Origin of the sequence: Streptomyces poonensis (genome assembly GCF_014650915.1) — a bacterium.
GTDB classification, from domain to species: domain Bacteria; phylum Actinomycetota; class Actinomycetes; order Streptomycetales; family Streptomycetaceae; genus Streptomyces; species Streptomyces poonensis.
The window spans coordinates 101,873-128,165 of sequence record NZ_BMVW01000020.1; the positions used below are offsets into that span (position 1 = coordinate 101,873).

At 71.6% G+C, this 26,293-nt stretch carries 16 protein-coding genes and 4 pseudogenes; 10 read left to right on the forward strand and 10 right to left on the reverse strand.

Annotated features, from left to right (window positions below; all coding sequences use genetic code 11):
• Positions 1–92: 92 nt before the first annotated feature.
• Positions 93–7,646: a type I polyketide synthase gene (locus IE242_RS33335; protein WP_189866096.1), complete on the reverse strand. Its 7,554-nt coding sequence runs from the start codon at positions 7,644–7,646 to the stop codon at positions 93–95.
• Between the two features lie 249 nt (positions 7,647–7,895).
• Here IE242_RS33335 and IE242_RS33340 point away from each other — a divergent pair, with 249 nt between their 5' ends.
• From IE242_RS33340 to IE242_RS33350, 3 genes and pseudogenes are all read left to right on the forward strand, one after another.
• Positions 7,896–8,468 carry a gamma carbonic anhydrase family protein gene (locus tag IE242_RS33340; protein WP_189866098.1) on the forward strand — a complete coding sequence of 191 codons (573 nt, stop codon included), beginning with the start codon at positions 7,896–7,898 and terminating at the stop codon, positions 8,466–8,468.
• Positions 8,465–9,994 (forward strand): MFS transporter, encoded by a 1,530-nt coding sequence (locus tag IE242_RS33345; protein WP_189866100.1) that lies wholly within the window; start codon positions 8,465–8,467, stop codon positions 9,992–9,994. Before IE242_RS33340 ends, IE242_RS33345 begins: the two co-directional genes overlap by 4 nt.
• 380 nt (positions 9,995–10,374) lie before the next feature.
• Positions 10,375–10,539: pseudogene (locus IE242_RS33350) on the forward strand (MmyB family transcriptional regulator); the annotation flags it as partial.
• An 81-nt stretch (positions 10,540–10,620) separates the two neighbouring features.
• On the opposite strand, the gene IE242_RS33355 reads toward IE242_RS33350, so the two are convergent.
• Both IE242_RS33355 and IE242_RS33360 read right to left on the reverse strand, forming a co-directional pair.
• On the reverse strand, positions 10,621–11,664 hold the full coding sequence (locus IE242_RS33355; protein ID WP_189866102.1) for a zinc-binding dehydrogenase: 1,044 nt from the start codon (positions 11,662–11,664) through the stop codon (positions 10,621–10,623).
• An 83-nt stretch (positions 11,665–11,747) separates the two neighbouring features.
• Positions 11,748–12,026 carry a hypothetical protein gene (locus tag IE242_RS33360; protein ID WP_189866165.1) on the reverse strand — a complete coding sequence of 93 codons (279 nt, stop codon included), beginning with the start codon at positions 12,024–12,026 and terminating at the stop codon, positions 11,748–11,750.
• Positions 12,027–12,107: 81 nt separating this feature from the next.
• On the opposite strand from IE242_RS33360, the gene IE242_RS33365 reads away from it, so the two are divergent.
• Entirely contained in the window at positions 12,108–13,052 is a 945-nt protein-coding gene (locus tag IE242_RS33365; RefSeq protein WP_229859766.1) for an alpha/beta hydrolase, read from the forward strand.
• A 513-nt stretch (positions 13,053–13,565) separates the two neighbouring features.
• Here IE242_RS33365 and IE242_RS33370 read toward each other — a convergent pair.
• Positions 13,566–15,827: a M4 family metallopeptidase gene (locus IE242_RS33370; RefSeq protein WP_229859768.1), complete on the reverse strand. Its 2,262-nt coding sequence runs from the start codon at positions 15,825–15,827 to the stop codon at positions 13,566–13,568.
• Positions 15,828–16,468: 641 nt separating this feature from the next.
• On the opposite strand from IE242_RS33370, the pseudogene IE242_RS39355 reads away from it, so the two are divergent.
• Positions 16,469–16,688 (forward strand): annotated as a pseudogene (locus tag IE242_RS39355) (IS1380 family transposase); the annotation flags it as partial.
• 449 nt (positions 16,689–17,137) lie between these two features.
• Here IE242_RS39355 and IE242_RS38225 read toward each other — a convergent pair.
• Positions 17,138–17,239 (reverse strand): annotated as a pseudogene (locus IE242_RS38225) (acyl-CoA dehydrogenase family protein); the annotation flags it as partial.
• 8 nt (positions 17,240–17,247) lie between these two features.
• Between IE242_RS38225 and IE242_RS33380 the strand changes: the two are divergent.
• A complete protein-coding gene (locus IE242_RS33380; protein ID WP_189866104.1) occupies positions 17,248–17,655 on the forward strand; it encodes a hypothetical protein in 408 nt (135 codons plus the stop codon).
• Between the two features lie 52 nt (positions 17,656–17,707).
• Here the strand turns inward: IE242_RS33380 and IE242_RS33385 are convergent, their stop codons facing one another.
• The 3 genes from IE242_RS33385 to IE242_RS33395 all read right to left on the reverse strand — a co-directional run bounded on the left by IE242_RS33385 (position 17,708) and on the right by IE242_RS33395 (position 19,938).
• Entirely contained in the window at positions 17,708–18,376 is a 669-nt protein-coding gene (locus IE242_RS33385; protein ID WP_189866106.1) for a hypothetical protein, read from the reverse strand.
• A 397-nt stretch (positions 18,377–18,773) separates the two neighbouring features.
• A complete protein-coding gene (locus IE242_RS33390) occupies positions 18,774–19,637 on the reverse strand; it encodes a helix-turn-helix transcriptional regulator (protein WP_189866108.1) in 864 nt (287 codons plus the stop codon).
• Between the two features lie 67 nt (positions 19,638–19,704).
• Entirely contained in the window at positions 19,705–19,938 is a 234-nt protein-coding gene (locus IE242_RS33395) for a VOC family protein (protein WP_189866110.1), read from the reverse strand.
• 127 nt (positions 19,939–20,065) lie between these two features.
• Here IE242_RS33395 and IE242_RS33400 point away from each other — a divergent pair, with 127 nt between their 5' ends.
• Entirely contained in the window at positions 20,066–20,827 is a 762-nt protein-coding gene (locus tag IE242_RS33400) for an SDR family oxidoreductase (RefSeq protein ID WP_189866112.1), read from the forward strand.
• A gap of 406 nt (positions 20,828–21,233) precedes the next feature.
• On the opposite strand, the gene IE242_RS33405 is transcribed toward IE242_RS33400, so the two are convergent.
• Positions 21,234–21,893, reverse strand: coding sequence for a response regulator transcription factor (locus tag IE242_RS33405; protein ID WP_189866114.1), 660 nt, complete (start codon positions 21,891–21,893; stop codon positions 21,234–21,236).
• A 5-nt stretch (positions 21,894–21,898) separates the two neighbouring features.
• Entirely contained in the window at positions 21,899–23,116 is a 1,218-nt protein-coding gene (locus IE242_RS33410) for a sensor histidine kinase (protein WP_189866116.1), read from the reverse strand.
• 109 nt (positions 23,117–23,225) lie between these two features.
• On the opposite strand from IE242_RS33410, the gene IE242_RS33415 reads away from it, so the two are divergent.
• The 3 genes and pseudogenes from IE242_RS33415 to IE242_RS38970 form a co-directional block, all read left to right on the forward strand.
• Positions 23,226–24,149, forward strand: coding sequence for an ATP-binding cassette domain-containing protein (locus IE242_RS33415; protein ID WP_189866118.1), 924 nt, complete (start codon positions 23,226–23,228; stop codon positions 24,147–24,149).
• A 2-nt stretch (positions 24,150–24,151) separates the two neighbouring features.
• Positions 24,152–24,889, forward strand: coding sequence for an ABC transporter permease (locus tag IE242_RS33420; RefSeq protein WP_189866120.1), 738 nt, complete (start codon positions 24,152–24,154; stop codon positions 24,887–24,889).
• A gap of 641 nt (positions 24,890–25,530) precedes the next feature.
• Positions 25,531–25,712: pseudogene (locus IE242_RS38970) on the forward strand (IS630 family transposase); the annotation flags it as partial.
• Between the last annotated feature and the right edge of the window lie 581 nt (positions 25,713–26,293).

Sequence of the window (26,293 nt, forward strand, 5' to 3'; positions counted from 1 at the left end):
ACCCGCTTGAACGGAGCATCGGTGGGCGCCCCGGCCGACACTCCCCGTCTGCCTCCGGGGCCTGCTCGGTCAGCACGGGGCTCCCCGGTGTGTCACCGGTCCGGCCTGAGCCGCCGCAGGCAGCGCCGGGCCAGGTCGTCGACCGTCGTGCTGTCGAAGATCTCCACGGCCGACAGGTTGCAGCCCAGCCGCTGGTTGACGATCGTCAGCAGCTCGGTGCCCATGAGGGAGTCCAGCCCCAGCTGGTCCAGCCGCCTGTCGGCAGGCACCCGGTCGGCGGTGGTCTGCAGGACCTGGCAGAGACTGTCGGTGAGGACTTCCGTCACCCGGGCGAGGGCCTCCTCCGGTGACACGGTCGCCAGCGCCTCCAACAGCGCGGTACGGCCCGTGCCGCCGGAGTCCTCGGCCGGCCGCACAGTGCCGAATCGGGCGGCGCCGAGCGTCGCGAAAGCGTGCCGGGCCGCGCCCCAGTCGATCCGGGCGACGACGGCGACCTCGTCGCCACGCGCGGCCAACACGCCCAGGGCGGTCAGCGCGTCACCCGGCGGCACCGGGTCGAGGCCCAACTGCCGCATGAAGTCGCCGATGCCCTGCCGGGCGACGTAGCCGACCTCGTCCACGGCCCCCCACGCCACCGCGAGACCTGGCAGGCCGGCTCGCCGACGTGAGCGCGCCAGGGCCTCCAGGAACAGATTGGCGCCGCTGTAGCCGGCCTGGTGCGCGGTGCCCAGCAGGGAGGTGGCGGACGAGTACAGGACGAAGAGATCCAGGTCGCGACCGCGTGTCAGACGATCGAGGACGTCCGCGCCGCCGGCTTTGGGCTCCAGGACCTGCCGCACCCGGTCGGTGGTCAGCTCGGCGAGTGGTGCGTCGTCGATGACCATGGCGGCATGCAGCACCCCCCGCAGCCGGGGCCCCGCCGCGTCCACGGCCTGCAGCACCCTCTTCATGGCCGCGGCGTCGGCCACGTCCGCCGCGTGCACGGCTACCGTCACTCCCCGCTCTCGCAGGTGCTCCAGGAGCGCCGGGGCTTCCGGCGTGCCGGCGCCGCGCCGCCCGACCAGGGTCAGGTGCCGGGCACCGCGGTCGGCGAGCCAGCGCGCGGTGGCCGCCCCGAACCCGGTGAGGCCCCCGGTGATGAGATAGGTGCCGAGCGGGTCCGGTGCGTACGGCCGCGGCACGTCCCGGAGCACCGGCGGCTCATCCAGGGAGATCACCACCTTCCCCACGTGGCGTGAGTGCTGCAGTGCTTCGAAGGCATCAGGGACCCGGTCGGCGGGGTACACGCAGTGCGGAACGGGCCGGTAGACGCCGCCTGTCACCCGTTCGGCCACCTCGGCGAACCGTGCCGCCAGCAGCCGGGGGTGGGTCTCGGCCAGGCCGGCGAGGTCGGCGGCACTGAAGGTGATGTTGTTCAGGAACGGCCGCAGCGGCATCCGGCCGTCCGCGTACAGGTCGTGCTTGCCGAGTTCCACGAAGCGCCCGCCGGGACGCAGCACCTCGAGCCCGCGCGCCATCGCCTCACCGGACAGCGAGTTGAGGACGACGTCCACGCCGTCGCCACCCGTCACCTCCATGAGGCGCTGGGCGAATCCGGGCGACCGTGAGTCGAGCACGTGCCGCACGCCGAGCAGCCGCAGCAGGTCGCGCTTGGTCGGAGTGCCGGCGGTGGCGACGACGTGGGCGCCGGCGTGCTCCGCGTACTGCAGGGCCGCCAGCCCCACGCCTCCCGCGGCGCCGTGCACCAGAACGGTCTCCCCGGGAGCCGGCCGCGCCAGGTGGTGCAGGGCGTGGTGGACGGTGAGGAAGACGGTCGGCAGCGTGGCCGCCGGGCAGAAGCCCAGGTGGTCGGGGATGCGGGCCGCGAAGGCCGCCGGGACCGCCACGTGGGAGCGGAACGTTCCGCTGCCGAACGCCATGACCCGGTCTCCGGGCGTGAAGCCGGTGACGCGGGATCCCACGGCGAGGACCGTCCCCGCGCACTCCATGCCCAAGGAGAACTCCCGCCCGCCGAGGTCGTGTTGCTGCTGTTCGAAGGGCATGGCGCCCACTGCCTGGAGCGCGTCCCGGTAGTTGAGGGCGGCGGCCTGCACGGCGATCAGCAGGTCGTCCGGTCCGGCCGTCGGCACGGGCGCCGGCGACCAGACGAGCCGGTAGGAGCGGCCCGGGTCGCGCAGGCGCAGGGCGTAGGAGGACGCGGTACCGGCCCGCAGGGGCCGGGAGAGGTCCGTCTCCTGCCGGACACGGGGCACGAAGCGACCTGACCCGGTCAGCAGGATCTCGTCCTCCGGACCCGGATCCGTCAGCTCGGCGGCCAGCCGCTCCGCGTCGATGTCCGGACCGGTGGCGTCGAGCGAGACCCGCCGGACCGTCAGGTCGGGGTAGTCGTTACCGAGGCTGCGGGCCACGCCCCAGGCACAGGCCGCCGTGGGGTGGAGCGGGCGCTCGGGTGCGGGCAGAGCCCCGGACGGCGGTGTGACGACCCACAGCCGCACCCCGGCTCCGTCCCCCTCCTCCGTGCGGCGGTGGGCGGCCCGTGCCACGCCGCGCAGGATCCCTGTGTGCCGCAGGGCCCGTTCCGTCTCCAGCCGTCCGTCGCCCGCGGCGCCCTCCGTTTCGTCCTCCCCCACCAGGAACACCACGGTGGCGGACTCCGACTGCCCGGTCAGGAGCGTCGCCCAGCGCTCGTCGTCGCCTGTCGGCGGCACGACACACACGTGCGGACCGCCTCCCGGCGCGAGTCGCTCCGCCAGGGCGGACGCCAGCGTGTCGCGGGACGCCTCGGCCACGATGATCCAGCCCGGATCCGCACCGGCCGGTTCGGGGACGGGGGGCTCCGCACCGGCCGATTCCGGGGCGGGCGGGGTCACCGGGGCCGGGCGAGGCGTCCGCCGGGCCAGCAGAGCGGAGAACTCGTCCTCGCGCGGACCGTCCGGCGGGGCCAGCCGGCCGATGTCCCGGAAGCCCTCCTCGGCCAGCAGCCGTCGCCAGCCGTCGCCGGTCAGCAACGGCCCGTCCGGGCGCAGTGCGGTGTCCTGCTGATTCCAGAAGCCGGGCAGCAGCCCGAAGATCAGCGCGAGGTCGGCCGTCGTGTGTGCCTCCACGGCCAGCAGCAGGCCGTCGTCGGCCAGCAGCCGACATACGTGGCCGAGTGCGGTGCGGAGGTCGCCGGCGGCGTGCAGCGCGTTGCCCGCCACCAGCAGGTCGCAGGCGGCTTCTTCGAAGCCCTGCTCGACCGGGTCGCGGTCGAGGTCGAGCGTGCGGTGGTCGACGAAGTCGTAGGCGCCGAAGCGTTTCCGGGCGCGGGGGAAGAACGCCGAAGATACGTCGGTGAACGTGTACCGCGTGCGGTCGGGTGGCAGTTCCGGCAGCAGGAAGGCGGTCGTACCGCCGGTTCCGGCACCGACCTCGAGAACGCGCAGTGGCCGGTCGGCCGGCCAGTCGCGCACCAGTGCGCGCACGGCGGCCCGTACCGCCCGGTTGGGGAACGTCGTCAGCCCCCCGCTCGTGTAGAACTCCTCCAGCAGGTACCGGTTGGCCTCGGACAGGAGCTGTTCCGCCGGATCGCGGTCGCCGCGCAGGAGGGCCGTCAACTGCCTCGCGCACCGGCCCAGCAGCGCCAGGTCTACGACTCGTCCGGACGGCCGGGCGACCGCGGTCCGGAAGCGCTCCTCCGGGCGCGCCGTTCCCACCAGGCGCCAGGCGCCGTCCGCCCCGTCCGGCACCGGCTCGGCCAGGCCGTGGGCCTGCGCGTTGGGCAGCAGGACACCGAGCAGCTTGGTGTACTGCGCCAGGACTCCCGCGCGGACGAGCTCTCCGATCGTGAAGGGACGTTCGCCGTGTCCGGCCTCGTGCAGCAGGTCCCGGACGGACCTCGCGGTGAAGTGCGCCGTCAGCTCACGGACCACCGCGGGGAACCCCGGATCGTCGTCCCCGTTCCACGCCGCCGTGGCGCGCCGCAGCTCGCCCGCGCACCGGCGTGCGATCGCCCCGGGCTGCGGGACCTGCGGACCCGTCGGCAGCGCCTGTCCCGCCCGCGGTGCCGCCCGCATCACCGTCGTCATGTACGGGGCGGCCGCCCGGCCACCCTCGTCGAACCGGCGCAGCCGGCATCCCTCCACGGTGACGCAGACCAGTCCGCCGGGAGCCGCCACCGTCGCGTCGAACAGCACCTCGTGCCCTGAGACGGCACGCACCCGTACCAGAAAGTGGCCGCCGGAGGGTACGCGACGCCAGGCGCGGATGCGGTCGAAGGCCACCGGCAGGTACCGGGCCTGGGCGGGCACGTGCTCCTGCACGACAGGGGAGGCCGCCTGCAACGCGCCGTCCAGCAGCGTGGGATGCGCCTCGTGACCGGAGACGGTGTCGGTCGTGCCCGTGTAGCGCATCAGCACCCGGGTGCCGTCGAAGCGGATGTCGTCCATCACGCGGAAGGCGGGGCCGTAGCGCAGGCCGCAGTGCTCGGCGTCCGCGTACAGTTCCTCGGGCGGTTTGCAGCGGGGCAGCGTGCCGGCGATGCCTTCGACGTCCAGGAGGGCCGGCAGGGCCGCGTACAGCCGCCTGACGCGGCCCCGTGCGTGGTGCCGCCAGCTCTCGTCGCGGCCGGTGCGGGAGGCGATCTGCAGGATGCCGTCGTCGCGCGACAGCGACGTCTGGATCTCCAGGTTCCCTTCGGCCTCGGCGTCGAAGGGCAGGACGAGGGCCTGCGGGATGCTCAGGTGCGTGATCTCCACCGGGCCGTCGTGCACGCGCCGCCCTGCCGCGAGGGCCATCTCGATCAGGCCGGCGGCGGGCATCACGACGGCGTCGCCGACCTTGTGGTCGGCCAGCCAGGGCACCCGGCCCGGCTCGAAGGCGCCGTGCCAGGTGGGATCGGCGACCGCCGCGCGCTCGCCGAGCAGCGGATGGTCGATCGTCCCGTCACCGTAGCCCCGCTGCCACAGCGCGGGGTCGCCGTTCCAGTGCCGTTCGCGCTGCCAGGGGTATCCGGGCAGGTCCACCACGCGCCCCGGGTGCGGGAAGAAGGCGGTGGGGTCGGTGCACACGCCTGCGGCCAGTACATGGGAGAGACAGGCGCGGACGCCTGCCGGGCCCGGGGCGTCCCGGCGCATCATCGGCACCACGCCGGGCCGCTGCTGCCCGGCCCGTGCCGCGCGACGCAGGCAACCGGCGAGCACCGGGTGCGGGCCGACCTCGACGAAGACCGCGCAGCCCGCCTCCCGCAGCGTGTCGGCCGCGGCGCCGAACAGCACCGGCTGCCGCAGATTGCGCCACCAGTAACCGGCGTCCAGCTCGGTGCCGGTCAGCAGCGTTCCGGTGGTGGCGGAGGCATAGGTCAGGTTTGCCTGACGGCCCGTCAGCCCGGTGAGTGTGTCGAGCAGTTCCTCCCTCAGCGGATCCATGACGCGGCTGTGGAAGGCGTAGCGCAGGCCCAGGTCCCGGAAGAAGACGTCCTCCCTCCGCAGCCGTTCCCCGAGGTCGGCCACGGCGGCGCGGTCACCGCTGACGGTCACGTCGCGCGGGCTGTTCACCCCGGCGATCTCCAGACGGCCCTCGTACGGCGCGAGCCACTCCTCGACCCGTTCGGCGTCCGCTCCGACGGCGGCCATGCCCCAGTCGCCCGCCGTCGACGCCTGGGCCCGCGAGCGCGCCACGACCACCCGGGCAGCCGCGTCCAGGTCCAGGGCACCGGCGGTCCAGGCTGCGGCCATCTCGCCCGCGCTGTGCCCCACCACCCCTGCCGGCCGGACGCCGTGGGCGCGCAGCACGGACACCAGACCCACCTGCACCGCGAAGAGGAGGGGCTGCGCCGCGTCGGTGGTGTCCGGGCGGCGGTCGCCCGCGTCCACGGTCAACTCGTTCAGCACCGACCAGCCGAGCAGCGGCCGCAGGGCCTCGTCGGCCTCCGCTACGCCCGCGCGGAACACCGGTTCCTCCGCCAGCAGGTCCCGCCCCATGCCCGCCCACTGCGCACCGTTCCCGGAGAACGCCAGGGCGACTGCGGCGCCGTCGGCCCCCTCCGCGAAGGCGCCGGCCGCATCCGGCTCGCCCCGTACGAGAGTGTCGAACTCCGCCGCGGCTTCCTGCGGCCCGGCGGCCAGCACCACGGCGCGGTGCTGGTGCCGCCCGCGCCGCAGGAAAGACGTGGAGGCCAGGTGGTAGTACTCCTCCGGCGGGCACTGCCGCAGGCGCCCGGCCATGCGCCGCGCCGCTTCGGCGGCCGCGCCGGGGGTACGGGCGGACACCAGCACCGGCAGCCGCTTGGCGCCGTCCGGGGAGGAGACCGGGGACGGCGAGGAGACCGGGGACTGCGTCGGCGGGCCGGCGAGGACGACGTGGGCGTTCGTGCCGCCGAACCCGAAGGAGTTGATCCCGACCACGGCCCGCTCCCCGGGCCCGCCGGACCGCAGCGGCCCGCTCTCCAGGGCCGGCGCCAGGCGCAGGCCCTCGAAGTCGATGGTCTCGTTGAGCGGGCGGGCGTACGGGCTCGCCGGTACCTGGCGGTGCCGCAGCATCAGCAGCGCTTTGCACAGGCCGGCCATGCCCGAGGCCGGCTCCAGGTGGCCCAGCACACCCTTGACCGAGCCCACCGGCAGGGGCGCGCTCGCCGGCCGGCCCACCCCCAGGGCCCGGCCCACCGCCTGGCACTCCACCGGGTCGCCCACGGGCGTGCCGGTGCCGTGCATCTCCAGATAGGCCACCTCCTCGGGACGCACACCGGCGGCCGCGTACACCTCGCGCAGCAGCGCTTCCTGCGCCTCGGCACTGGGCAGCGTCAGGCCCGGTGTGTGTCCGTCGCTGTTGACGCCGCTGCCCAGGATCACGGCCCGTACGCGGTCGCCGTCCTCCAGCGCGCGGGTGAGCGGTTTGAGGAGGACGAGCCCACCGCCCTCCGAGCGCACGTACCCGTCGGCGTCGGCGGAGAAGGGCCGGCAGCGGCCGGTGGGAGAGAGCATCGACGCCTTGGCGAAGCCCACGAACCCGGGGGGACCGAGCAGTACGTTCGCTCCGCCGGCCAGCGCTGTGCCGCAGCGGCCATGACGCAGCGCCTCGCAGGCCTGGTGCACGGCCACCAGCGCCGAGGAGCAGGCGGTGTCCACGGCCAGACTGGGCCCCCGCAGGTCCAGGGCGTACGAGATGCGGTTGGCGGTGTTGGCGGTGGCGCTGCCCGTCATGGTGTGGGCGTCGACGGTGACCGGGTCGAGCCCCTGAAGGTGGGCGAAGCTGTGGTCGGAGACCCCGACGTACACGGCCGTGTCGGAGCCGGCGAGGCGGCCGGCAGGGTACCCGGCGTCGTCGACGGCCTCCACGGCCATTTCGAGGAGCATGCGCTGCAGCGGGTCCAGGCGCGCGGCCTCGCGGGGGGACATGCTGAAGTACTCGGCGTCGAACCCCTGGACATCCGCGAGGAAACCGCCCTTCGCGACATACGTCTTCCCCGGGCGCCGCGGGTCGGGATCCAGCCACCTGCTCGCGTCGAAGCGGTCGGGTGGCACGGGACCGGTCACGTCCCGGCCCTCGACGAGGACCGGCCACAGCGCGTCCAGGGTGTCGATGCCTGCGGGCAGTCGACAGGCCGAGCCCACCACGGCGATGGGGTCACCGGAAGGGGTGGGTGGGGACAGGGGCGGAGAAGTGCGCGGCATGGAACTCTCCTCGGCTGGCTGCTCGGGCGACTGCGGCTGGGCGGGACCGCGGAGGCCTGGCAGGAGGCCAGGGAGATATCCCCACTATAGGGACGCGCTCGTCAACAGCCCAAGAGGGAGACGAAGGTTCGAACGTTCCCCCGGGCGAGTTGAGGTGTGCATGGTCCCTGGTGGCGGCGGGCAGCCCCCGGGGGGCGGGAGCGCGGAAGCGACCGGGCAGAGCTGAGCCGAGATTTCCTGGGGGGCCGCATGGAAGAGCGCTCGACCGCGAGGGGGAAACCACTCGTCCGCGGGCTGAGCGGGCGTGCTCCCCGGATCGACCCGACCGCTTTCCTCGCCCCCACCGCCGTCCTGCTGGGGACCGTTCGCGTGGGTCCTCGGGCGAGTGTCTGGTACCACTCGATCCTGCGTGCCGACTGGGACAGCATCGACATCGGCGAGGAGTCCAACGTCCAGGACGGCGCCGTCCTCCACGCCGACGTCGGGTTCCCCGTGTGGCTCGGCGCGCGCGTCACCGTCGGCCACAACGCCACCCTGCACGGCTGCCACGTGGACGACGACGTTCTGATCGGTATGGGCGCCGTCGTACTCAACGGCAGTCGCATCGGTTCCGGCTCGATTCTGGCGGCCGGCACCGTCGTCCCGGAGAACCGGCACGTTCCCGCCCGGTCGGTGGTGGCCGGGTCCTCGGCCACGCTGGTGCGCACCGCCACCCGCGCCGACCTCCACCTCGTCTCCGTGCACGCCCAGGCGAACCTCGGTCTGACCGGCCTGCACCGGCTCCCCGAGGACCCGACCGGCCCGGCCGGAGGACACCCGTGAGGCGCGGCACCGACCCGGCTCGGTACCCCTGGCTCGTCCTGGCGGTGGTGTGCACCGGCGTGTTCATGGCCATGCTCGACAACCTGGCCGTGACCAACGCGCTGCCCACCATGGGCGAGGAACTGAGCCTGGGCATCAGCGGGCTCCAGTGGGCCATGGCCTCCTACACCCTCGTTCTCGCCGCGACCCTGCTGTCCGCCGGCACCGTCGGCGACCTGATGGGACAGCGGTGGGCCTTCCTCGCCGGACTCATCGGCTTCATGGCGGGCTCCGCCATCGGCTCCGCGGCGACCACCCTGGCCACGCTGGTGGCCGGACGGGCCCTCCAGGGCCTGGGCGCCGCCGTGCTCCTGCCGGCCGGCGCCGCCCTGCTGCGCCACACCTACCCCGACGCCGCCGCACGGGCCCGCGCCCTGGGCGTGCGCGGCGCGGCCGGCGGGCTCGGCGTGGCACTCGGCCCCGCGGTCGGCGGTCCCCTGACCGAGGTGCTGGGCTGGCGCAGCGTCTTCTGGATCAACCTGCCCGTCGGTGCGGCGGCGCTGCTGGTCGCCCTGCGGGTGCTGCCACGCCCGCCCGCCACGCCCGTGCGGTGGGATCCCGCCGGACAGGTCCTGGCCGTCACCGGCCTCGGCAGCCTCGTGTACGGCCTGGTGCAGGGGCCCGTCGACGGCTGGGGCGCACCGGCGGTGGTGGCCGCCCTCGCGGTGGCGGCCGCGGCGTTGTCCGCCTTCGCCGCGGTGGAGGCGCGGGTGTCCCTGCCCCTGCTGAGCCCCGCCCACTTCCGCGACCCGGCGTCCCGGGCCACCGCGGTGGCCTGCTTCTCCTCCAGCATGGGGCTGTTCGGCGGCACCTTCTTCCTGAGCATCTACCTCCAGGACATCCTGGGCTGGTCGGCGGCCGGCGCCGGCGCGGTGTTCCTGTCGGCCTCGGCGTTCATCGCGCTCACCGCGCCCGTCGCCGCATTGCTCACCGTCCGCCGCGGCATCCGCGCCCCCCTCGTCCTGGGCCTGGCACTCAACACCCTCGTCCTGCTGGGGTTCAGCTGTTACGGCCGGGACGCCGCCTACGCGAGCTACGCGTGGCTGCTGCCCGCCCTGGGCGTCGGCACCGGGCTGCTGTTCGTCCCGACCGTCATCACACTGATCGAACACGCTCCCGCCGACCGTGCCGGCACGGCCTCAGCGGTCGTCGACACCCTGCGGGAGGTGGGTGGCGTCCTCGGCGTGGCCGCGCTCGGCTCCGTCCTCACCGCACGGATGCGCGTCGCCCTCCACGACCGCGCCACGGACGCCGGCCTCCCCCCGGACATGGCCGACCACCTGGTGCGGGCCGTCGTCACCGACGGCCCGGCCCACGGATTCACCGGAAGCTACACCGGTGCGGGCGCCCTGCGCGTGACCTCATGGGCGGAGGACTCCTTCATCGACGGCCTGCGCCTGGCCCTGCGCTGCGGTGCCGTGGTACTGGCCTGCACACTTGTGATGGTCCTCGTCCTGCTCAGGCGCGCGCCCACGAAGCGGGCCTGACCGGTACGGGAAGCCGGCCCGACCGGTACAGGGGGAGACGCTCGACCGGTACAGAGGGAGACGCTCGACCCCTGCTGACAGACATCCGCCCAGCTCCCTGAGCGTCATCGGCTCAGCGGTGAAAGCGGGACCTGCGTACAGGAGCACTGTGCCGGCCAGAAGGCCGAGGAGCGGCGGAACGGCCGCCTGGGCGGCCCCGGCTCACGTTGCTTGGTTTCGCCCAGCCGTGCACACCGAACCAGCATCTGGTCACCCACCGTCTGGGAATCACCCGTTCTCTGGGGGTTCAGCAGCTGGCGTGACTGCGATCGCCGCTGTACCACCAGACGAAGAACCTGCCACGGGAGCATCTATCCGACATCCGGAGTCACTCAGTGTGACTACGGCAGCGCTGCACCGGCTTCAAGCGCTACCACCACGCGGCCGTCGGCGAACTCACCCTCGCCTGCGAAGGGCTGGAGATGGCCGCCGCATCGGGCCTCACCCTCACCCTCTGCACCGCCGAACCCGCCTCCCCCTCCGAACAGGGCCTGCGCCCGCTCGCCAGGACCGTGCGTGAGATCCTCGCAAGGTTCGAGTGCCGGGTGAGGGTGGGGCCTGCGCCGCACCCCACCCGGCGCCCGGGGTCAGGGCTTGACGAGGACCTTCAGGCTCTTGCGGTCGGCCATGTCCTGGTAGCCGGCCGGGACCCCGTCGAGGTCGGTGGTGGCGTCGAAGACCTTCCCCGGCTCGATGGTGCCGTCGAGGATGTCGGGCATCAGTTCCTCGATGTAGGCGCGGACCGGTGCGGGGCCGCCGGCCAGGCGGATGTTGTGACGGAAGAGGCTGCCGAAGCCGATGGGTGCCTCCTCGTACTGGGGCACGCCGACGCGGCTGATCACGCCGCCGGGGCGGACGACGCCGAGGGCCTGCTCGTAGGCGGGCATGTGGCCGACCGCTTCCAGGACCACGTGCGTGCCGTGTCCGCCGGTCAGCTCACGGACAGCCTCGATGCCTTCCTCGCCGCGGGCGGAGACGACGTCGGTGGCGCCGAACGCGCGGCCCAGGTCGGTGCGCGTCCGGTGCCGGCCCATGAGGATGATCTGTTCCGCGCCGAGCCGCTTGGCCGAGAGGACCGCCAGCAGGCCGACCGCGCCGTCTCCGATCACGGTGACGCGGGTGCGCTCGTCGACACCGCCCGCGACGGCGGCGTGGTAGCCGGTGCCGAAGACGTCCGAGAGGGTCAGCAGGGACGGGACGAGGGCGGAGTCCGCCGCGACGGGCAGCTTGACCAGGGTTCCGTCGGCGAGCGGGACACGGACCGCTTCGGCCTGGCCGCCTTCTTCCGCCTCACCGTCCCAGAAGCCGGCCTGCGGGTGGGCGCAGGAGGTGTGCAGGCCCTCGCGGCAGAACGCGCAGGTGTTGTCGGAGATGGCGAACGGGGCGACGACCAGGTCGCCGCGCTTGACGGTGGTCACCTCCGAGCCGGTGTCCTCGACGATGCCGATGAACTCGTGCCCCATCCGGGCGGGACCGTCCTCGGGCTTCATCGAGCCGTACGGGTGCAGGTCACTGCCGCAGATGCAGGACGCGGTGATCCGGACCAGGGCGTCGGTCGGGTGCTTGACGACCGGGTCCGGGACGTTCTCGATACGGACGTCGCCGGCGCCGTACATGAGGGTTGCGCGCATGAGGTGCTCTCCAGTGCGGGGAATCGTGTGTTTCGGATGGTGCTGGTCAGAGGTTCATGGGCGAGTGCGCGCCCCGGCCGGTATCAAGCTTGATCGGCACGGTCGGCGGGCGCACCCGGAAGGTCCGCCGAGCCGGGCGCCGCGGCGCGGCGGTGGCGGTTCAGGGCGAGGACGGTGGTGGGGATCAGGGTCAGTGCGGCGATGGCGGTGCCGACCACGGCGGGGCCGGTGGAGCCCAGGCCGGAGTCGAGGACGCGGCCGGCGATCCCGGAGCCGATGGCGGTGCCGGCGTTGAACGCCGAGACGGTCAGGGCGGAGGCCAGGGTGGGCGCCTGACCCGCGTAGCGGACGGCCAGGGCCATCAGGACCGGGTTGGCGCCGAGGCCGAAGAAGCCGAGCAGGGCAACCAGGAGGATGGTGGCGGGGGCGGAGCCGGCGCCTCGGTGCGGTTCAAGAACCGCTACGGCATCGAGGTCGCCGGGGACCTCTACGTGCCGAAGAACGCCAGGGGCAAGCTGCCCGCCCTGGCGGTCAGCGGACCGTTCGGCGCGGTCAAGGAACAGTCCTCGGGGCTCTACGCCAACGAGTTCGCCCGCCGCGGTTACGTCGCCCTCGCCTTCGACCCCTCCTTCACCGGGGAGAGCGGCGGCACGGTGCGCGACGTGGGCTCGCCCGACATCTCCACCGAGGACTTCAGCGCCGCCGTCGACTTCCTCGGCCTGCAGAAGATCGTCGACCGCGAGCGGATCGGTCTGCAGGCCATCTGCGGCTTGAGCGGTATGGCGCTCACCGCAGCGGCTGCGGACAGCCGTATCAAGGCGGTCGCCGCGGCCTCGATGTACGACATGTCGCGCAGCATGTCCCGCGGCCACGAGGACTACTACACGCCTGAGCAGCGCCAGAAGGTCGTGGACCACCTCAGCCGGCAGCGCTGGATCGACGCCGAGAACGGCACCTGCGCGCGGCTCTCCCACGAGGTCCCCTTCGACGAGAACGGCGACGTCGCCCCCTCGAACCGCGTCCTGCCCAGAACCCTCCCGGCGGACGCCGACCCGATCACGAAGATTTTCTTCGACTACTACCGCACCGAGCGCGGCTACCACCCGCGCTCGATCAACTCCACCACCGCGTGGACCGCGACCACGCCGATGTCGTTCTTCGCCTTCCGGCAGATGACGAACATCGACATGCTGGCGCCCCGCAAGGCCCTCCTGGTGGCCGGCGCCGACGCGCACTCGCGCTACTACTCCGAGGACGTCCAGGCGATGGCCCCCGACACCGTCGACCTCCTGATCGTCCCGGGCGCGGACCACGTCGACCTGTACGACCGCAAGGACGTCATCCCCTTCGACAGGCTCGACGAGTTCTTCACCAAGAACCTCGCCTGACCGAAGATGCCCCCGCCAGGCCGGTACCGCCACCGGCCTGGCGGGGAGCCCCGACGGCGGAAGCGGCCTCTCGGAATCGTTCTCGACGCGGACGCTGCCGGCGCCGTACACGAGGGGTAAGCGCACAAGGGGCCCGGGCACCGCCGTGGCCAGGGCGGTCACGTCCAGGTCGAGTCGGCTGTCCATACCGAACTCGAACCGGCCGTAGGGGTTTACGTATGTCCAGAACAGCGGGGACACGCGCCACCCACCAGGGGTACCGGGTGGGCATCTGGTCGAAGAACGCGCGGGCCGCCGCCCGGTAGGCGGCGGAGATCGAGCAGCGGCGGGCCGAGGGCCTCGGCCGCGGTCGCGAACGGGCAAGTGATCGTGGACAGCGACGGTGTCCTCGCCCTGGCGCACTCCGCGGAACAGGACGCCACCGTGCCGCCTTGCCCGCGGTCGGCGGGGCGGCGCCCGGCCGGCCGCGGGCCGACCGGGCTCCTCGGGGTCACGCCGCGGTGGACGGGAGCCTCAGAAGGTCAGGCTCCAGCCGTCGAGGTATCCGGGGTCGACGGTGAAGATGCCGGGAGTGTTGTCGGTGACGCGCAGCTTCCACGTGCCGTTGGCGGGTACGGCCGACGCGTCCACGGTGAACGTGTCGTGGAGTTCCGTGCCGTAGTCCCAGACGAAGTCCTTCACCAGGATCACCGTGCCGTCCTCGGCGACAAGGTTGATCACCTGTCCGCCGATGAAGTCGTGGACGAGGTCGACGGTCACTTTGAGGTCGTCGGGCGCGTTGCCGGTCCGCCCCGTGACGGTGATGGGTGACTCGACGGTGACCCAGTTGGGGATGTCGACCCGGGCCGGATTGGTGAAGAAGTTCCCTCCGGAGGCCAGCACGGACCAGTCGAAGGCCAGTTCGCGGGTCTCCGAGGCGGAGTTCGTGACGGTGACGACCGTGGAGAAGTCGCCCGCCGCTGTCGGGGTTCCGCTGATGACCCCGGTGGCGGTGTCGATGCTCAGCCCGGCGGGCAGGCCGGTCACGGCGTAACCGAGAGCGCCGGGACGGGTCGAGACCGCGTCGATCCGCAGTTCGGTGGGTTGGCCCACCGCGGACTTCTGGGTGGGCGGAACGACGGCCGCGATGTTGTTGACGTACGAGGGGCCGACATTGACGGCGGCCCAGGCGTTGCCGACGGCCGTGTACGCACCGTCAGCCATGCCGAAGAGGTCGTCCGCGGCCCGGAGTGTGGCGACGCGGGCGCCCGCGTAGTCGGTGCGGCTGGTCATGTAGACCGTCAGGGCCCGGTACCAGATGGCGGCGGCGTTCTCGATGCCGATGCCGGCGACCGGGTTGCCGTCGTAGGTGGGGCTGTCGTACGCGATGCCGTTGATGGTCCTCTGGCCGCTGCCTTCGGCGAGCAGGTAGAAGAAGTGGTTGCCCACCCCGGAGCTGAAGTGGGGGTCGAGTTTCCTGGTCTCAGAGGTCCAGTAGTCCTGGGACGTCCCCTTCGCGGAGGCATCCTTGGAGGGCCGGTCCATGTACCGGATCGGCTGGCCGGTGCCGCGCAGGTCGATCAGCTCGGCCATGGTGTAGTCCGGCGTGTCCAGCGGATTGTCCGCGTAGAACTCCACGGCTGCGGCCATGATGTCGCTGGTCGCCTCGTTGAGGCCGCCCGACTCACCCGAGTAGTACAGGTTCGCGGTGGCGTAGGTGACGCCGTGGCTCATCTCGTGGGCCGCGATGTCCATGGAGGTCACGGGTCGGGCGTCGCCGATGCCGTCACCGTAGGTCATGCAGAAGCACAGGTCGTCCCAGAAGGCGTTGGCGTATCCGCTGCCGTAGTGGACGCGGGAGCGGGCTCCCGCCCCGTCGTCGGCGATGCCGTTGCGGCCGAACCGGTCCTGGTAGAAGTCCCACGTCTTCTGTGCGCCGTACGCGGCGTCCACGGCAGCCGTCTGCTCGTGGGCGGCGGTGCCGTCGCCCCAGTGGTCGTCGTCGTCGGTGAGCAGGCTCTGCGTGTTGTCCTGGGCGAACGAGTAGGTCCGGTGGTTACCGCGCGCCGGGTCGGTCAACTCGTACGCGGTGCCGTTGTGCACCGAGCCGATCTGCACGGGGCCGCTGTACTGGCTCTGGCCCTCACCGGCTCGGATCTGCTCCGCGCTGTGCAGTTGCTCGCCGGTGGTGGCATCGGTCACCACCTGGAGGCGGCTCGGGGTGCCGTCCTGCCGGACGCCCGTGACGAACGTCTCCCAGGCCAGGACGGGTTCGCCGGAGCCCGCCCAGACGACCTGGCGGGGGGCCTGCGGAGTGGCGGCCTCGGCGGTTCCCTTCTCCTTGCCCGCTGCCAGCGCCTCCTTCCTGGCGGCGCCGACGGTGACGGTGGGCTTGGTCGTGTCGACAGCGATCCGCGCCGAGGTGGCCTTGGTGACGGTCCTGGAGTCGCCGTCCTGGTGGACGACCAGGTCGCCGCCGAGCACCGGGAGCCCGGCGTAGGTGCGCTCGTAGCGGGTGTGGACGATGCCGTCCGCGTCCTTGACGACATCTCTCGGCACGAGCTTCTCGCGGTCGCCGAGCTTCAGCCGGCGGGCGGTGGCGGCACCGCCGGCGGCGGCCGACTCGAGCAGCTTCTCCCGCTCCTCCGCGGAGAGTTCGACGCTCCCGGACCCGGGCTCGGGCCGGACCTCGATCCGCCGGGGCGCCCGGTCCTTGTCCGCGGCGAAGGCGTCCGGGCCCGCAGCCGTAGTGGCCGGGAGCAGGAGCGCTCCCACGGTGAGCGCTGCGGTCAGCACCGCGCGCTTGCGCGGAGCGGCAGCGCCCCGGAGAGGGCGAGACCCGGATATCGGAGAATGTCTTAACGATGGCAGTCTGTCAGTCACTTCTGCAGCTCTCCTCGTGTCCGGCCGTACGCGCGACGGCCGGTGGCGCGGATGCCGGACGTGAGCCGGCACAACCGGCCCCAGGCAGCGATACGCACCACCTGGAACAACTCGATGCTTTCAAGGAATTAAGCAAACAGGCAGAGACGGACGGCCAGTTGTCCAAATCTCATCGACTGATCAGCCGAGCACCCAACGCACTTGAACAGAAAGCTGCTTGAGGTAACACTTTCCCACATCAAGCTTCTGACCAGCGGTTTTAGCGATGAAGTTTTGCCACGCAGACCTCTTCGCACCGCTGGAGGGCGCGCCCGCAACCCACAGGAAGCCAGGATCACCTTCGCGCCACCCTCAAATCCGCATGTCGTCTGCCGGCCATCCAGATGTAACAGAATGAAGGACTAACGGCACTAGCCTTCCCTGAGTCTCAACTACTTGAAGACAAATTAGAACCAAGGGGACATATCACTAGCCTCGATCGTTCATGAGGGGGCTGCCCGGTGGGTGGTCGGTACGCGAAAAGTGCCTCTGACCACCGTCGAGGCACTTCCCAAGTGAAGAAACGTATGGGGCCCTCTCCTCGCGTCCACATCGAGGGCGGCAGTCAGGCGGCGGTGTCCCAGGCCGGGGCCGTACTGCTGGTCGAGACGATCCGCAAGGCCGGGCATGCCCGGTCGATGTCGACGGCGCTGATGCCGTGGCAACGTCCGCGGGCGGTGCACGATCCGGGCAAGATCCTGCTGGATGGTGGTCCTGGCGGTCGCGCTGACCGGCGTCTGGACCGCGACCAGGTGGTGCTCCGTCCCGCCGACGGCTTCGGCAGCCAGGGCGAGCAGCTCTTCCACCGTGAATGCCTCCTCCGGGCCCGCCCACGTAGCGACCCCGTACCCGGTCACGCGCCCAGCCGCCGCGGCTTCCTCCGCGACAGCGAAAACGTCCCGGATCGCGTGGTGCAGGGCGGTACGGTCGCCGGGGTGGGCGCGCTCGGGATTCCGGAGCAGAACCAGGTCCAGCCGCTCGCGCCCAAACTGCTGGCGGTCGTGGGCGATCTGCCAGCGCACGTAGTCCGGGCAAGGCTGTGCCCGGCCGGGGCCTGGTCCTCGGTGAGGGCCCCGGCTTTCACGGCTTCGACACCGGTGGCCGCTGTGAGACAGCCGGCCTTCGTGGAGACCCGCAGCGGCGGATGGGCGGCCAGGGCCGGGGCGAGCAGGGTCTGCGCGCGGCCGGGCGATAACGGTCCTCATGACCTCACTGATGCCGCCGTAGATGCGGAAGACACGGTTGTCCGTATAGAGGCGGGCAATGGGGTGCTCGGGCCGGTGTCCAGAAACATGTGCAGCACGAACGCGACCAGCTCGTCGGCGGTATGCCCACCCGGCGGCTGGAGACCGTCAACCTCCCGCTCCAGGGCGCGTCGATCGCCGAAGAGCGAGCAAGTGCGCGCCTCGGCTACGACCTGCGCCGGCGCCACCTGGCCCTGGTGCTGTGGCATGCGCCCGGAATGACGGAGCAGGGCGAGCTGGAGTCGGCAGCCGATGCGATCGCCGAGGCGGCGCAGCAGGCCCCTCACTCTCGAAGCTCACCGCCTGCCTGGCCCGCTCTGAAGGCGAGCTCGCTCCTCATCCGCCCGCCGGGCCGACCTACGGCCGAGCGGTGCACGACGGCGCGGATACTCCTCGCGGAGGGCCTGGGGCTGGATGCCCCGCCGGTTCCGGCGCCGCTCGACATGTCACGCACCTGACCGCACGCTGCTACGCCCCGCCCAGAGCAGCGGGCGGGGCGTAGCACTGCTGTCAGCCCTCCTCCGTCTTCGGCCGGTCGTCGATGACGATGGTCACGGGGTCGCCTTCGCCGGTCTGTGGTTCCTCCGTGACGGCCTGCACGGTCTTCTCGATGCGCGCGTACAGGTGCCGGGCGAGGGTCCGCGTGCCGGGTAGCACGTCGGTCCGCTGCCGGACGGCGCGGAGGCTGGTGAGGGCGGCGACGAGGCTGCGCCCGGACGCCACGACCTTGACGGCGCCACGCTTCTCGGATGTGACCTTGCCGGGGACGCGGAAGTGCGGGTCCTGTCCGGCGTTCTCGACGAGGAATGCCCAGTTGTCGCGGTGGGTGTGGAGGTGGGCGGCGGAGATGCCGGCGGCGGCTCGGAGGAGCTTGTCGAGGCTGTCGTCCTGGGGTTCGTCGGGCGCCAGGTTCGCGGCCGGCCTGGACTCTTCGGCGGAGCGCGGGCCGGCGAGCTGGTGGACGTGGCCACGGATGGCGGTGTGCTCGTCGTTGATGCGGTTGAGCGGCTGCACGGTGGTGTCGCGGTGGCGGCCGAGTCCGTCACGGATGACGGTCTGCTGTCCGTGGACGCCTTCCCGGAGGGCTGTGGTGTCGCGTTGCAGCGCTTCGACCTTGTTGCGTAGCCCGTTGATGGCGTCGGCGATCTCATTCAGAGCTCTGCTGCTGATGAACGGCATGCCCCGCCCCTGTGGTCGTCAGCTGACCCGCCAAGAGTGGGGTTCGGTCGAAAAGCCGACAAGCCGCGTCCCGGCCACGGGGTAGTGCATCGGAGCGTGTGGGCGCGCACGGATCCCGTCATAGCCCGGTGGGCACGCGCACGCCACATTCCGGCCGTCGCTCACGGTTCGGTTGAATGCCTGCCCCGATGATGGCTCTTCGCAGTTGAGGGTGTAGATCCGGGCTGGCCGATGAGTGCCGTGCAGACGACAGCCACCTGCGTATGGTCCGACAGCGGCATCACGCACCAAGGCCAGCGGCGCTGGACGGTGACGATCGGCCGGTCGCGGCTGTCGCGGCTGTCGCGGCTGTCGCGGCTGTCGCGGCTGTCGCTCGAGCGGTACCTCCTCGATCGGTTCATCGGACTGGTTCGGTTTGCATCGCCTGTGTGCCCACGACGGTCAGCAGCGCGAGCTTTTCGGCGGTGTCGCCCTCGGCGCGTGGGGTGAACCAGAGCAACCGCTGGCGGCCGTCCTCGCTGAAGAGGCTGAGACAGTTGAGATCGAGCATGCCAACGGTGGGGTGGACGATCCGCTTGCGCTCGTCTCTGCGCACCTCCACGTCCTGGTCGGCCCAGAGCCCCTGGAACTCCGGCGACTGCTGCAGCAGCTCGTCCACCAGCTCGGTCGCCTCGGCGTCGCCCGGGCTGCGTCGCCCGACTGCCGCGCGCAGGTCGGCAACGAACGAGCGTGACTGCGGGGCGAGGTCCTCCTGCGGGTAGATCTGCCGCGAGGCCGGGTCGGTGAACCATCGGTAGATGAAGCTCGCCGCGCGGCCGTGGTGCGCGGACAGGTCGCCGAGCATCGCGATGGCGAGCGGGTTCTGGACCAGAACGGTGTGCAGGTCGGTGCTCACCATCGCCGGGGTCCCGTCGATTCGTGTCAGCAGGTCGAGCAGCGCGGGGTGGACGTGTGACGCCGTCCCGCCCTGGTGCGGGATCGGGCGGTTCGCCAACCGGTACAGATGGTCGCGTTCGTCGCGGCTGAGGCGCAGGGCGCGGGCGAGCGCGGCGAGCATCTGGTCGGAGGGCTGCGAGCCGGCACCGCGCTCGAGCTCGGTGTAGTACTCCACCGAGGCGCCGGCCAGAACGGCGACCTCGTCGCGACGCAGACCGGGGACGCGGCGCCGCGGGCCGGGCGCGAGCCCGACGTCCTCGGGGCGGATCCGCTCGCGTCGCGAACGCAGGAAGCCACCGAGTTCGGAGTACCTCGTGTTCGACATGGGCACAGCCTCCCTGGGCGGCGCCGTCGGCGCCAGGGGATGTCGTCCCCACCTTCGCGAGCGACTGTCACGGTCGCCTCGTGGCGTTCCGGATCGCGGCGGTCAGCTCGATGATCGTTCCGACATCGTCGACGATGAAGGCGATTCGTCGGCCGATGGGGCCGATCTGCAGTGGCTCGGCGAAGGGCGCCACACCACGTGCCTGTAAGCGGGCAAGGGCATCGTTGAGGTCCGCCACGGCCAAGAGCATGTCGGCTGCCAGTGTGATGCCGACATGGTCGTGACGAACGTCGATGGTCATGCGGCTCCCTTCGTTGGCTGACGTTTCGTCCAGCCTCTGCGCGTGTCGCCGCTGCCTGCCAGGGGACGGCGTCCCCACCTTTGGGAGCAACTGTCGCGGGCCCGCGCCGCGCCACAGAGTGGACGCCATGAACACCTCACTCACTGACACACTCACTGACTCCGGCGCATCGCCGGTCGCTGGAAAGACGGTCCTGATCACCGGTGGCACGAGCGGAATCGGCGCCGCGACCGCTCGGCTCCTGCTCGTGCGTGGCCACCGGGTCGCCGTCACCGGGCGCGACCCTGGTCGGCTCAAGGCCTTCCTCGACGAAGTCGGCTACGCGGACCGCGTCCTGGGACTGGTAGCAGATGCCTCCGACTGGGAGTCCACGAACACAGCGGTCACCAGCACGGTGGAGCGCTTCGGGTCGCTCGACGCAGCAATCGCGAACGCAGGCGGCGCGTCCGCGGATCACTTCCGGACGGGCGGTGGCGGCGTCGTCGACGGCGGCGATCCGGAGCTGTGGGCACCGATGGTACTCGCCAACGTGCTCGGCCCGGCTCTGCTGGCCAAGGCGACCCTGCCCCACCTCGAGCAGTCCCGCGGCCGGCTGGTGCTCATCGGCAGCGTGGCCGGAATCAAGAACAGCCCGGGCAACCTCTACTCCGCCACGAAGTGGGCAGTGGTCGGCTTCGCCGAGAACCTCCGCCTGCACGCCACGACCCGCGGCATCGGGGTCACGGTCGTGAACCCCGGCATGATCGACACCGCGTTCTGGCACGGCCAGGCTCCCCCCATCGCGATGAGCCCGGATTCGGTGGCCGAGGCGATCGGCTTCGCGCTCGACCAGCCGGCAGGCGTCGACCTCAACGCGGTGACGATCCGTCCGATCGGCCAGCCCGTCTGACTCCAGGCGGACAGCGCGCTCACTGGTGCACCATCCTCGTGTCAGTGATCTTCGATGGAACCGCCGGTTGTCGCGGTAGACGCGCTGCACGTCCTCGAAGCGCGTAACCGACCAGAAGCCCGGCCGGCCCTTGCCGGGCTCCGTCCGGAAGACCGGGTTCTTGGCCCGGAGCCTGCGCCACAGCTCGTATTGGTCGTAGAGCTGGAAGAACCAGGGGTCGGCCAGATCCACCGTGGTGCAGTCCTCCGGGAGTTCCCGCACACCGCTCATCTGCTTCCTCGCGTATCGCATCTTGGGCTCGATGGACACGGAGGCTAGCCCCGCGGACGGGCGCGGTTCTGTCGCCGGACTACACGCTCAAGTGCCCCTCCGGCCCAGCCCGTGGGCTCCAGCGCGGCCGGGGCCGCTACTCGTCCGCCCCCGCGGTGATGAAGCCCGACTCGTACGCCGTGATCACGGCCTGGACGCGGTCGCGCGCGCCGAGCTTCGCCAGCACTGCGCTCACGTGTGTCTTCACCGTCTCGGTGCCCAAATGCAGCTCGGCGGCGATCTCCGCGTTCGTCAGGCCGCGCGCGACGAACCGCAGCACCTGGCCCTCGCGTATGGTGAGCGCGGCCTTCTCCAGTGCGCGCCGCGCCGATTCGTTGCCGTGCGCGGCGGCGAGGGAGCGCAGCGCGGGCGGGAAGAGCAACGAATCGCCCTCGGCGACGATCCGCACCGCGTGCACGATCTCGGTGGGCCGGGCGCGCTTCAGCAGAAACCCGTCGGCGCCGGCACGCAGCGCCCCGTAGACGTACTCGTCCTCCTCGAACGTGGTGATGACGAGGATCCTCGGCGGGTCGGCGACCGTCCGCAGCACGGCCCGGGTCGCCTCTATGCCGTCCATCAGCGGCATACGCACGTCCATGGCGACGACGTCCGGCTTCACCTTCCCCACCAGGGGAATGACGGCCGCGCCGTCCGCCGCCTCACCGACGACCTCGATGTCGGGCTGTGTCTCCAGGATGGCGCGCAGCCCGGCGCGTACGAGCGCGTCGTCGTCGACGAGCAGGACGGTGATCGGCATGCCGGTCACCGTAGCGGCAGGGTGACGTGCACCCGCCACATTCCGTCGTACGGCCCGTACGTGGCCGCACCGCCGAGCAGGACGGCCCGCTCGCGCAGCCCGCGCAGCCCGGAGCCGCCGCCGCGGGACCCGCCGGACCCGGCCGGCTGCTTGTTGTGCACCTCCATCTCCAGTCGGCCGTCGAGGACTTCGATCCGCACGGTCACCGGCACCGAGCCCGCGTGCCGCAGCACGTTGGTGAGGCACTCCTGCAGCATCCGGTAGCCCTCGCGCGAGACCGGCCCGGGCACGGCGTCGAGGTCCCCGCCGATCCGGGTGGTCACGTCGGCCCCGGCCCCGCGCGCCGACTCCACCAGCCGTCCGGCCTGCGCGAGCGTGGGCCGGTGCGCCGTCGGGTCGGCGTCCTCGCGCAACAGCCGGAGCACCCGGTCCAGTTCGGACAGCGCCTCACGCCCGGTGTCCTCGATGGCGGCCAGTGCCCGGTCGGTGAACTCCGGCGTCCCGGCCGCGCGTGCCGCGCCCGCCTGCACCACGGCGATGGTGAGCGCGTGCCCGATGGTGTCGTGCAGCTCGCGGGCGAGCCGTGTGCGCTCCAGCAACCGCTCGGTCCGCTCCTCCAGTTCCGCGAGCCGCTCCGCCGGGGACGGGCCGAGCAGCCGGGGTGCGAGGTCGGCCATCAGCGCGCCGGCCCCCCATACGACGGCGACCAGCGCGGCGCCGGACACCGGGGCCAGCAGCGGGTACCACCACCCCCATCGCGCGGGCAGCAGCATGGGCGCGGGCCCGAACGGCGGCCACAGGGACGGCATCAGCAGACCCAGCGTCAGCACGATGCCGTTGAGCGTGACCACAGTGACCCCGAAGCCGAGCCACAGCCGCAGGGTCAGCCACATGAAGACCCGCCACCGGTCGCCCCACGAGCTCGAGGGCGAACCGGCGATCTCCGGCGCCGGATACTCGTGCGGCGCCTGCGGCCCGGGGTAGAGCAGCAGCCGCGCCTGCATTGTCTCGGCGACCCGGATGCCAGGAATCAACGCGGCGAGCCCGAGCAGCGGGAGCGGCACGAAGAGCAGCGGCCACATGCCCGCACCGGGGTCCTCAAGGCCCGGGAAGACCACCCCGACGACCACCACGGCGGCCACCGCGCCCATGAACAGGTGCAGCCACCGGGTGTACGTGACCGCACGCGAGACGGGCCGTAGCAGTCGATGGAGACGCTTCATGAGGGCCATGATCCCAGCGGGGTAAGGCAGTTGGCTCCCCCACGTGGGGGAGGACGTCCCCTCCGCCGGGGGAAGCGGACACGGCCCTGTGGACGGCACCGTCGTCACCATGACAGCCATCGATGTGAAGGACCTGACCAAGGTCTACGGACAGGTGCGCGCGGTCGACCGCCTCACCTTCTCCGTCCGGCCCGGCCAGGTCACCGGGTTCCTCGGCCCCAACGGCGCGGGCAAGTCCACCACCATGCGTCTCATCCTCGGCCTTGACCGCCCGAGCTCCGGCACGGCGACGATCGGCGGCCGCCCGTTCACGCGGCTCGACGAGCCGCTGCGGCATGTGGGCGCCCTCCTCGACGCCCAGGCGCCGCACGGTTCGCGCACCGCCCGCAGCCACCTCCTGGCTCTCGCCGCGAGTAACCGCATCCCCGACCGGCGGGTGGACGAGGTCCTCGAACTGACGGGCATCGCGAGCGCGGCGTCCCGCAAGGTGAGGACGTTCTCCCTCGGCATGCGCCAGCGCCTCGGCATCGCCGCGGCCCTGCTCGGCGACCCCGGGGTGTTGCTGCTCGACGAACCGTCGAACGGCCTCGACCCCGAGGGCATCATCTGGATCCGCGAGCTGATGCGCCGCCTCTCGCGGGAAAACCGCACTGTGCTGGTCTCCAGCCATCTGATGGGCGAGACTGCCTCCTTCGCCGACCACCTGATCATCCTGGGCAAGGGCAGGCTGCTCGCGGACACGCCGATGAAGGACTTCCTCGAGGCCCGCGTCAAGCCGCGTGTCCGCGTCCGGGCAACGGAGCCCGCCCGGCTGCGAGAGGTGCTGCTGCGGCATGGCCACACCCCCGTCGAGTCGGACGACGGGCGCATGCTGATCAACGACGCCGAGATCGACACCATCGGCCCGCTGGCCGCCCAGGAGGGCATCATTCTTCTCGAACTCGCCGCCGAAAAAGCCACGTTGGAGCAGGCCTACCTCGACCTCACGGCTGCCGCCACGGAATTCTCCGCACGAACCCCGCAGGAGGCCTGACCATGTCCACCGCAGCCGTGCTCCGCTCCGAGTGGATCAAAATCAGGACCCTCCGCGGCACCGCGTGGTCGCTGCTGGCCGTCTTCCTGCTGACGGCCGGCTTCGCCATCGCGGCCAACGCGGCGACCGGCGACTCCGAGGCGGACAGCGCCGACTTCGACCCGCTCTTCTCCGTCTTCCTCGGCCTCAACCTGGGCCAGATCGCGGCGATCTCCTTCGGCACGATGGCCATGTCGTCCGAGTACCAGGGGGGAGTCATCCGCGCGTCGCTGACGGCGGTGCCGAACCGGAGCCTGTTCTACGCGGCGAAGCTCGCGAACGTGGCCGGCCTCGCGCTGGCGATGGGCCTGGTGACGACGTTCGTGTCGTTCCTGGGCGGCAGCGCCTTCCTGGGCGACGCGGCGCTGAGCCTGGGCGACGGGGACGCGCTGCTCGCCTGCCTGGGCGGGGCCGTTTACCTCGCGCTGATGACGCTCTTCGCGGCCGGCCTGACGGCGGTGCTGCGCAGCGGCCTCGCCGTGCTCAGCATCCTGATCCCGTTCATCCTCATCGTCTCCATGGTCCTCGGCGAGACGTCGGGTACCGTCGCCGACTACCTCCCCGACCGCGCAGGACAGCAAATCCTGTACGTGGACCCGCCGAGTGACCTGGCGCCGTTGGCAGGCCTTGGAGTGACGGCACTATGGACGGGCGCGGCGGTGGTGGCGGGGTGGTGGTGTCTGAGGCGCAGGGACGCATAGGTCCCACGGGGCAGGAGGGTCGTGATCAGACCGACGGGTCTCCAGCAGGCCACATCCTGTGGCCGGCCAGGGGTGCCTCTTGGACTTCGACTTAACCGGTCCAACAGTCAGTTGACCTTCCGCTCATTTCCAGCCCAGTACAGAATCACCTTCCTTGTGGCCCCGCCCCCCCGACGCCGAACCCGCAGAACGCCACCAGCGCCCGCTCTTTCCCACCACCATGTTGTCAAAGGCGGCCGGATTCCCTCTGCAGCGATCCCAGGTCGAGGCGGCCCGCGCGGGTGTGATCGGCCAGGACCAGGAGGTCACGGGATGGGTCGGAGTCACAGGACTGCGGGCACCGACACCCTGCCGTTCTGGCAGGGACAGGTCAGAGTCAGCCCAGCGGTAAGGCGCTCCCATACCTGCCCGGGCCGGTTCCGGCAGGTCGATCCCAGTGATCTACGGAGCACCGACGGTCGGCAGCACCGCGGCGCGGACCGTGGCGCACAACTCCTGAGCGTGTATCCGAAAATCTTGCGCGTATCGGAGGGCGATACCGTTCGGGGCGGCAGGCGTTGACATAGCCCTCGCCGGGTGTTCGATCGAAGCGCCGGCATCGTCCGCCCACCCGGCGAGGCAGTGGTCAGTGTGCGCCCTCCCTGTATGCCAATGCGCCGGCTGCCGAACATAAGCGATTACGCGGTCTGCTGCGCGGCCGGGCCGCACAGTGGTGCGGGCGGTGATGGTGCCGCTGTCGCTGCATGGCCTGTCACCTGCGCAGATCGCGGTGCTGGCGGAGTATGACCCAGCCACGGTGCGCCGGTGGATCGGCCGTTTCGACGGCGAAGTCCACTTGGCCGCACTACACCGCCTTCCCGCTCGGCGACCAGTCCAGCCGCCCGCACCGCGACTTACGTCAACGAATCGGTAGCGCTCGCACCAGCAGCACGCCTTACGGCGTCCGAGTGGTCCGTCGTGGATCTGTCACCACAGGATGAGCATCACGAGCGTCAAGGCCGATGCGCTTCGCCTTACGCGACGCCGGCGCCTTTTCGTGGATCGAGATCGTTACCGACGACGCACCGATCCGCCTGTGCACCGTGTAACCCGAAGCCCGTTCCAGACCACCTGCCGGATCCTTACGCAACGTAGTCAGCACCAAGTCGGCACGGAAGGGGCGGGAACGGTTGATGACGTGGGTTTTTAGTCAGCACCGAACCAGCACTGGAGTCAGCACGGCGCCCCGAAATAGCCTCTGACCTGCGCATTCCTACGGTGTGGCGACACGCAACCGTCCCCGTCAACCGCCAGGAAGTGGTACCGATGTCCTCCGCCGTGACCGCTCCACCAGCTCCGTCCAACCTCCGGCGCATCGTCGCCGCGTCCCTCATCGGCACCACCTGACCCAGCACCGGCTACGGA

Excerpts from the sequence above, each read along its gene's own strand:
- IE242_RS33335 (WP_189866096.1), bottom strand. The coding sequence starts at position 7,646 with ATGCCGCGCACTTCTCCGCCCCTGTCCCCACCCACCCCTTCCGGTGAC.
- IE242_RS33340 (WP_189866098.1), top strand. The coding sequence starts at position 7,896 with ATGGAAGAGCGCTCGACCGCGAGGGGGAAACCACTCGTCCGCGGGCTG.
- IE242_RS33355 (WP_189866102.1), bottom strand. The coding sequence starts at position 11,664 with ATGCGCGCAACCCTCATGTACGGCGCCGGCGACGTCCGTATCGAGAAC.
- IE242_RS33360 (WP_189866165.1), bottom strand. The coding sequence starts at position 12,026 with ATGGCCCTGGCCGTCCGCTACGCGGGTCAGGCGCCCACCCTGGCCTCC.
- IE242_RS33385 (WP_189866106.1), bottom strand. The coding sequence starts at position 18,376 with ATGCCGTTCATCAGCAGCAGAGCTCTGAATGAGATCGCCGACGCCATC.
- IE242_RS33390 (WP_189866108.1), bottom strand. The coding sequence starts at position 19,637 with ATGTCGAACACGAGGTACTCCGAACTCGGTGGCTTCCTGCGTTCGCGA.
- IE242_RS33395 (WP_189866110.1), bottom strand. The coding sequence starts at position 19,938 with ATGACCATCGACGTTCGTCACGACCATGTCGGCATCACACTGGCAGCC.
- IE242_RS33400 (WP_189866112.1), top strand. The coding sequence starts at position 20,066 with ATGAACACCTCACTCACTGACACACTCACTGACTCCGGCGCATCGCCG.
- IE242_RS33405 (WP_189866114.1), bottom strand. The coding sequence starts at position 21,893 with ATGCCGATCACCGTCCTGCTCGTCGACGACGACGCGCTCGTACGCGCC.
- IE242_RS33410 (WP_189866116.1), bottom strand. The coding sequence starts at position 23,116 with ATGAAGCGTCTCCATCGACTGCTACGGCCCGTCTCGCGTGCGGTCACG.
- IE242_RS33415 (WP_189866118.1), top strand. The coding sequence starts at position 23,226 with ATGACAGCCATCGATGTGAAGGACCTGACCAAGGTCTACGGACAGGTG.
- IE242_RS33420 (WP_189866120.1), top strand. The coding sequence starts at position 24,152 with ATGTCCACCGCAGCCGTGCTCCGCTCCGAGTGGATCAAAATCAGGACC.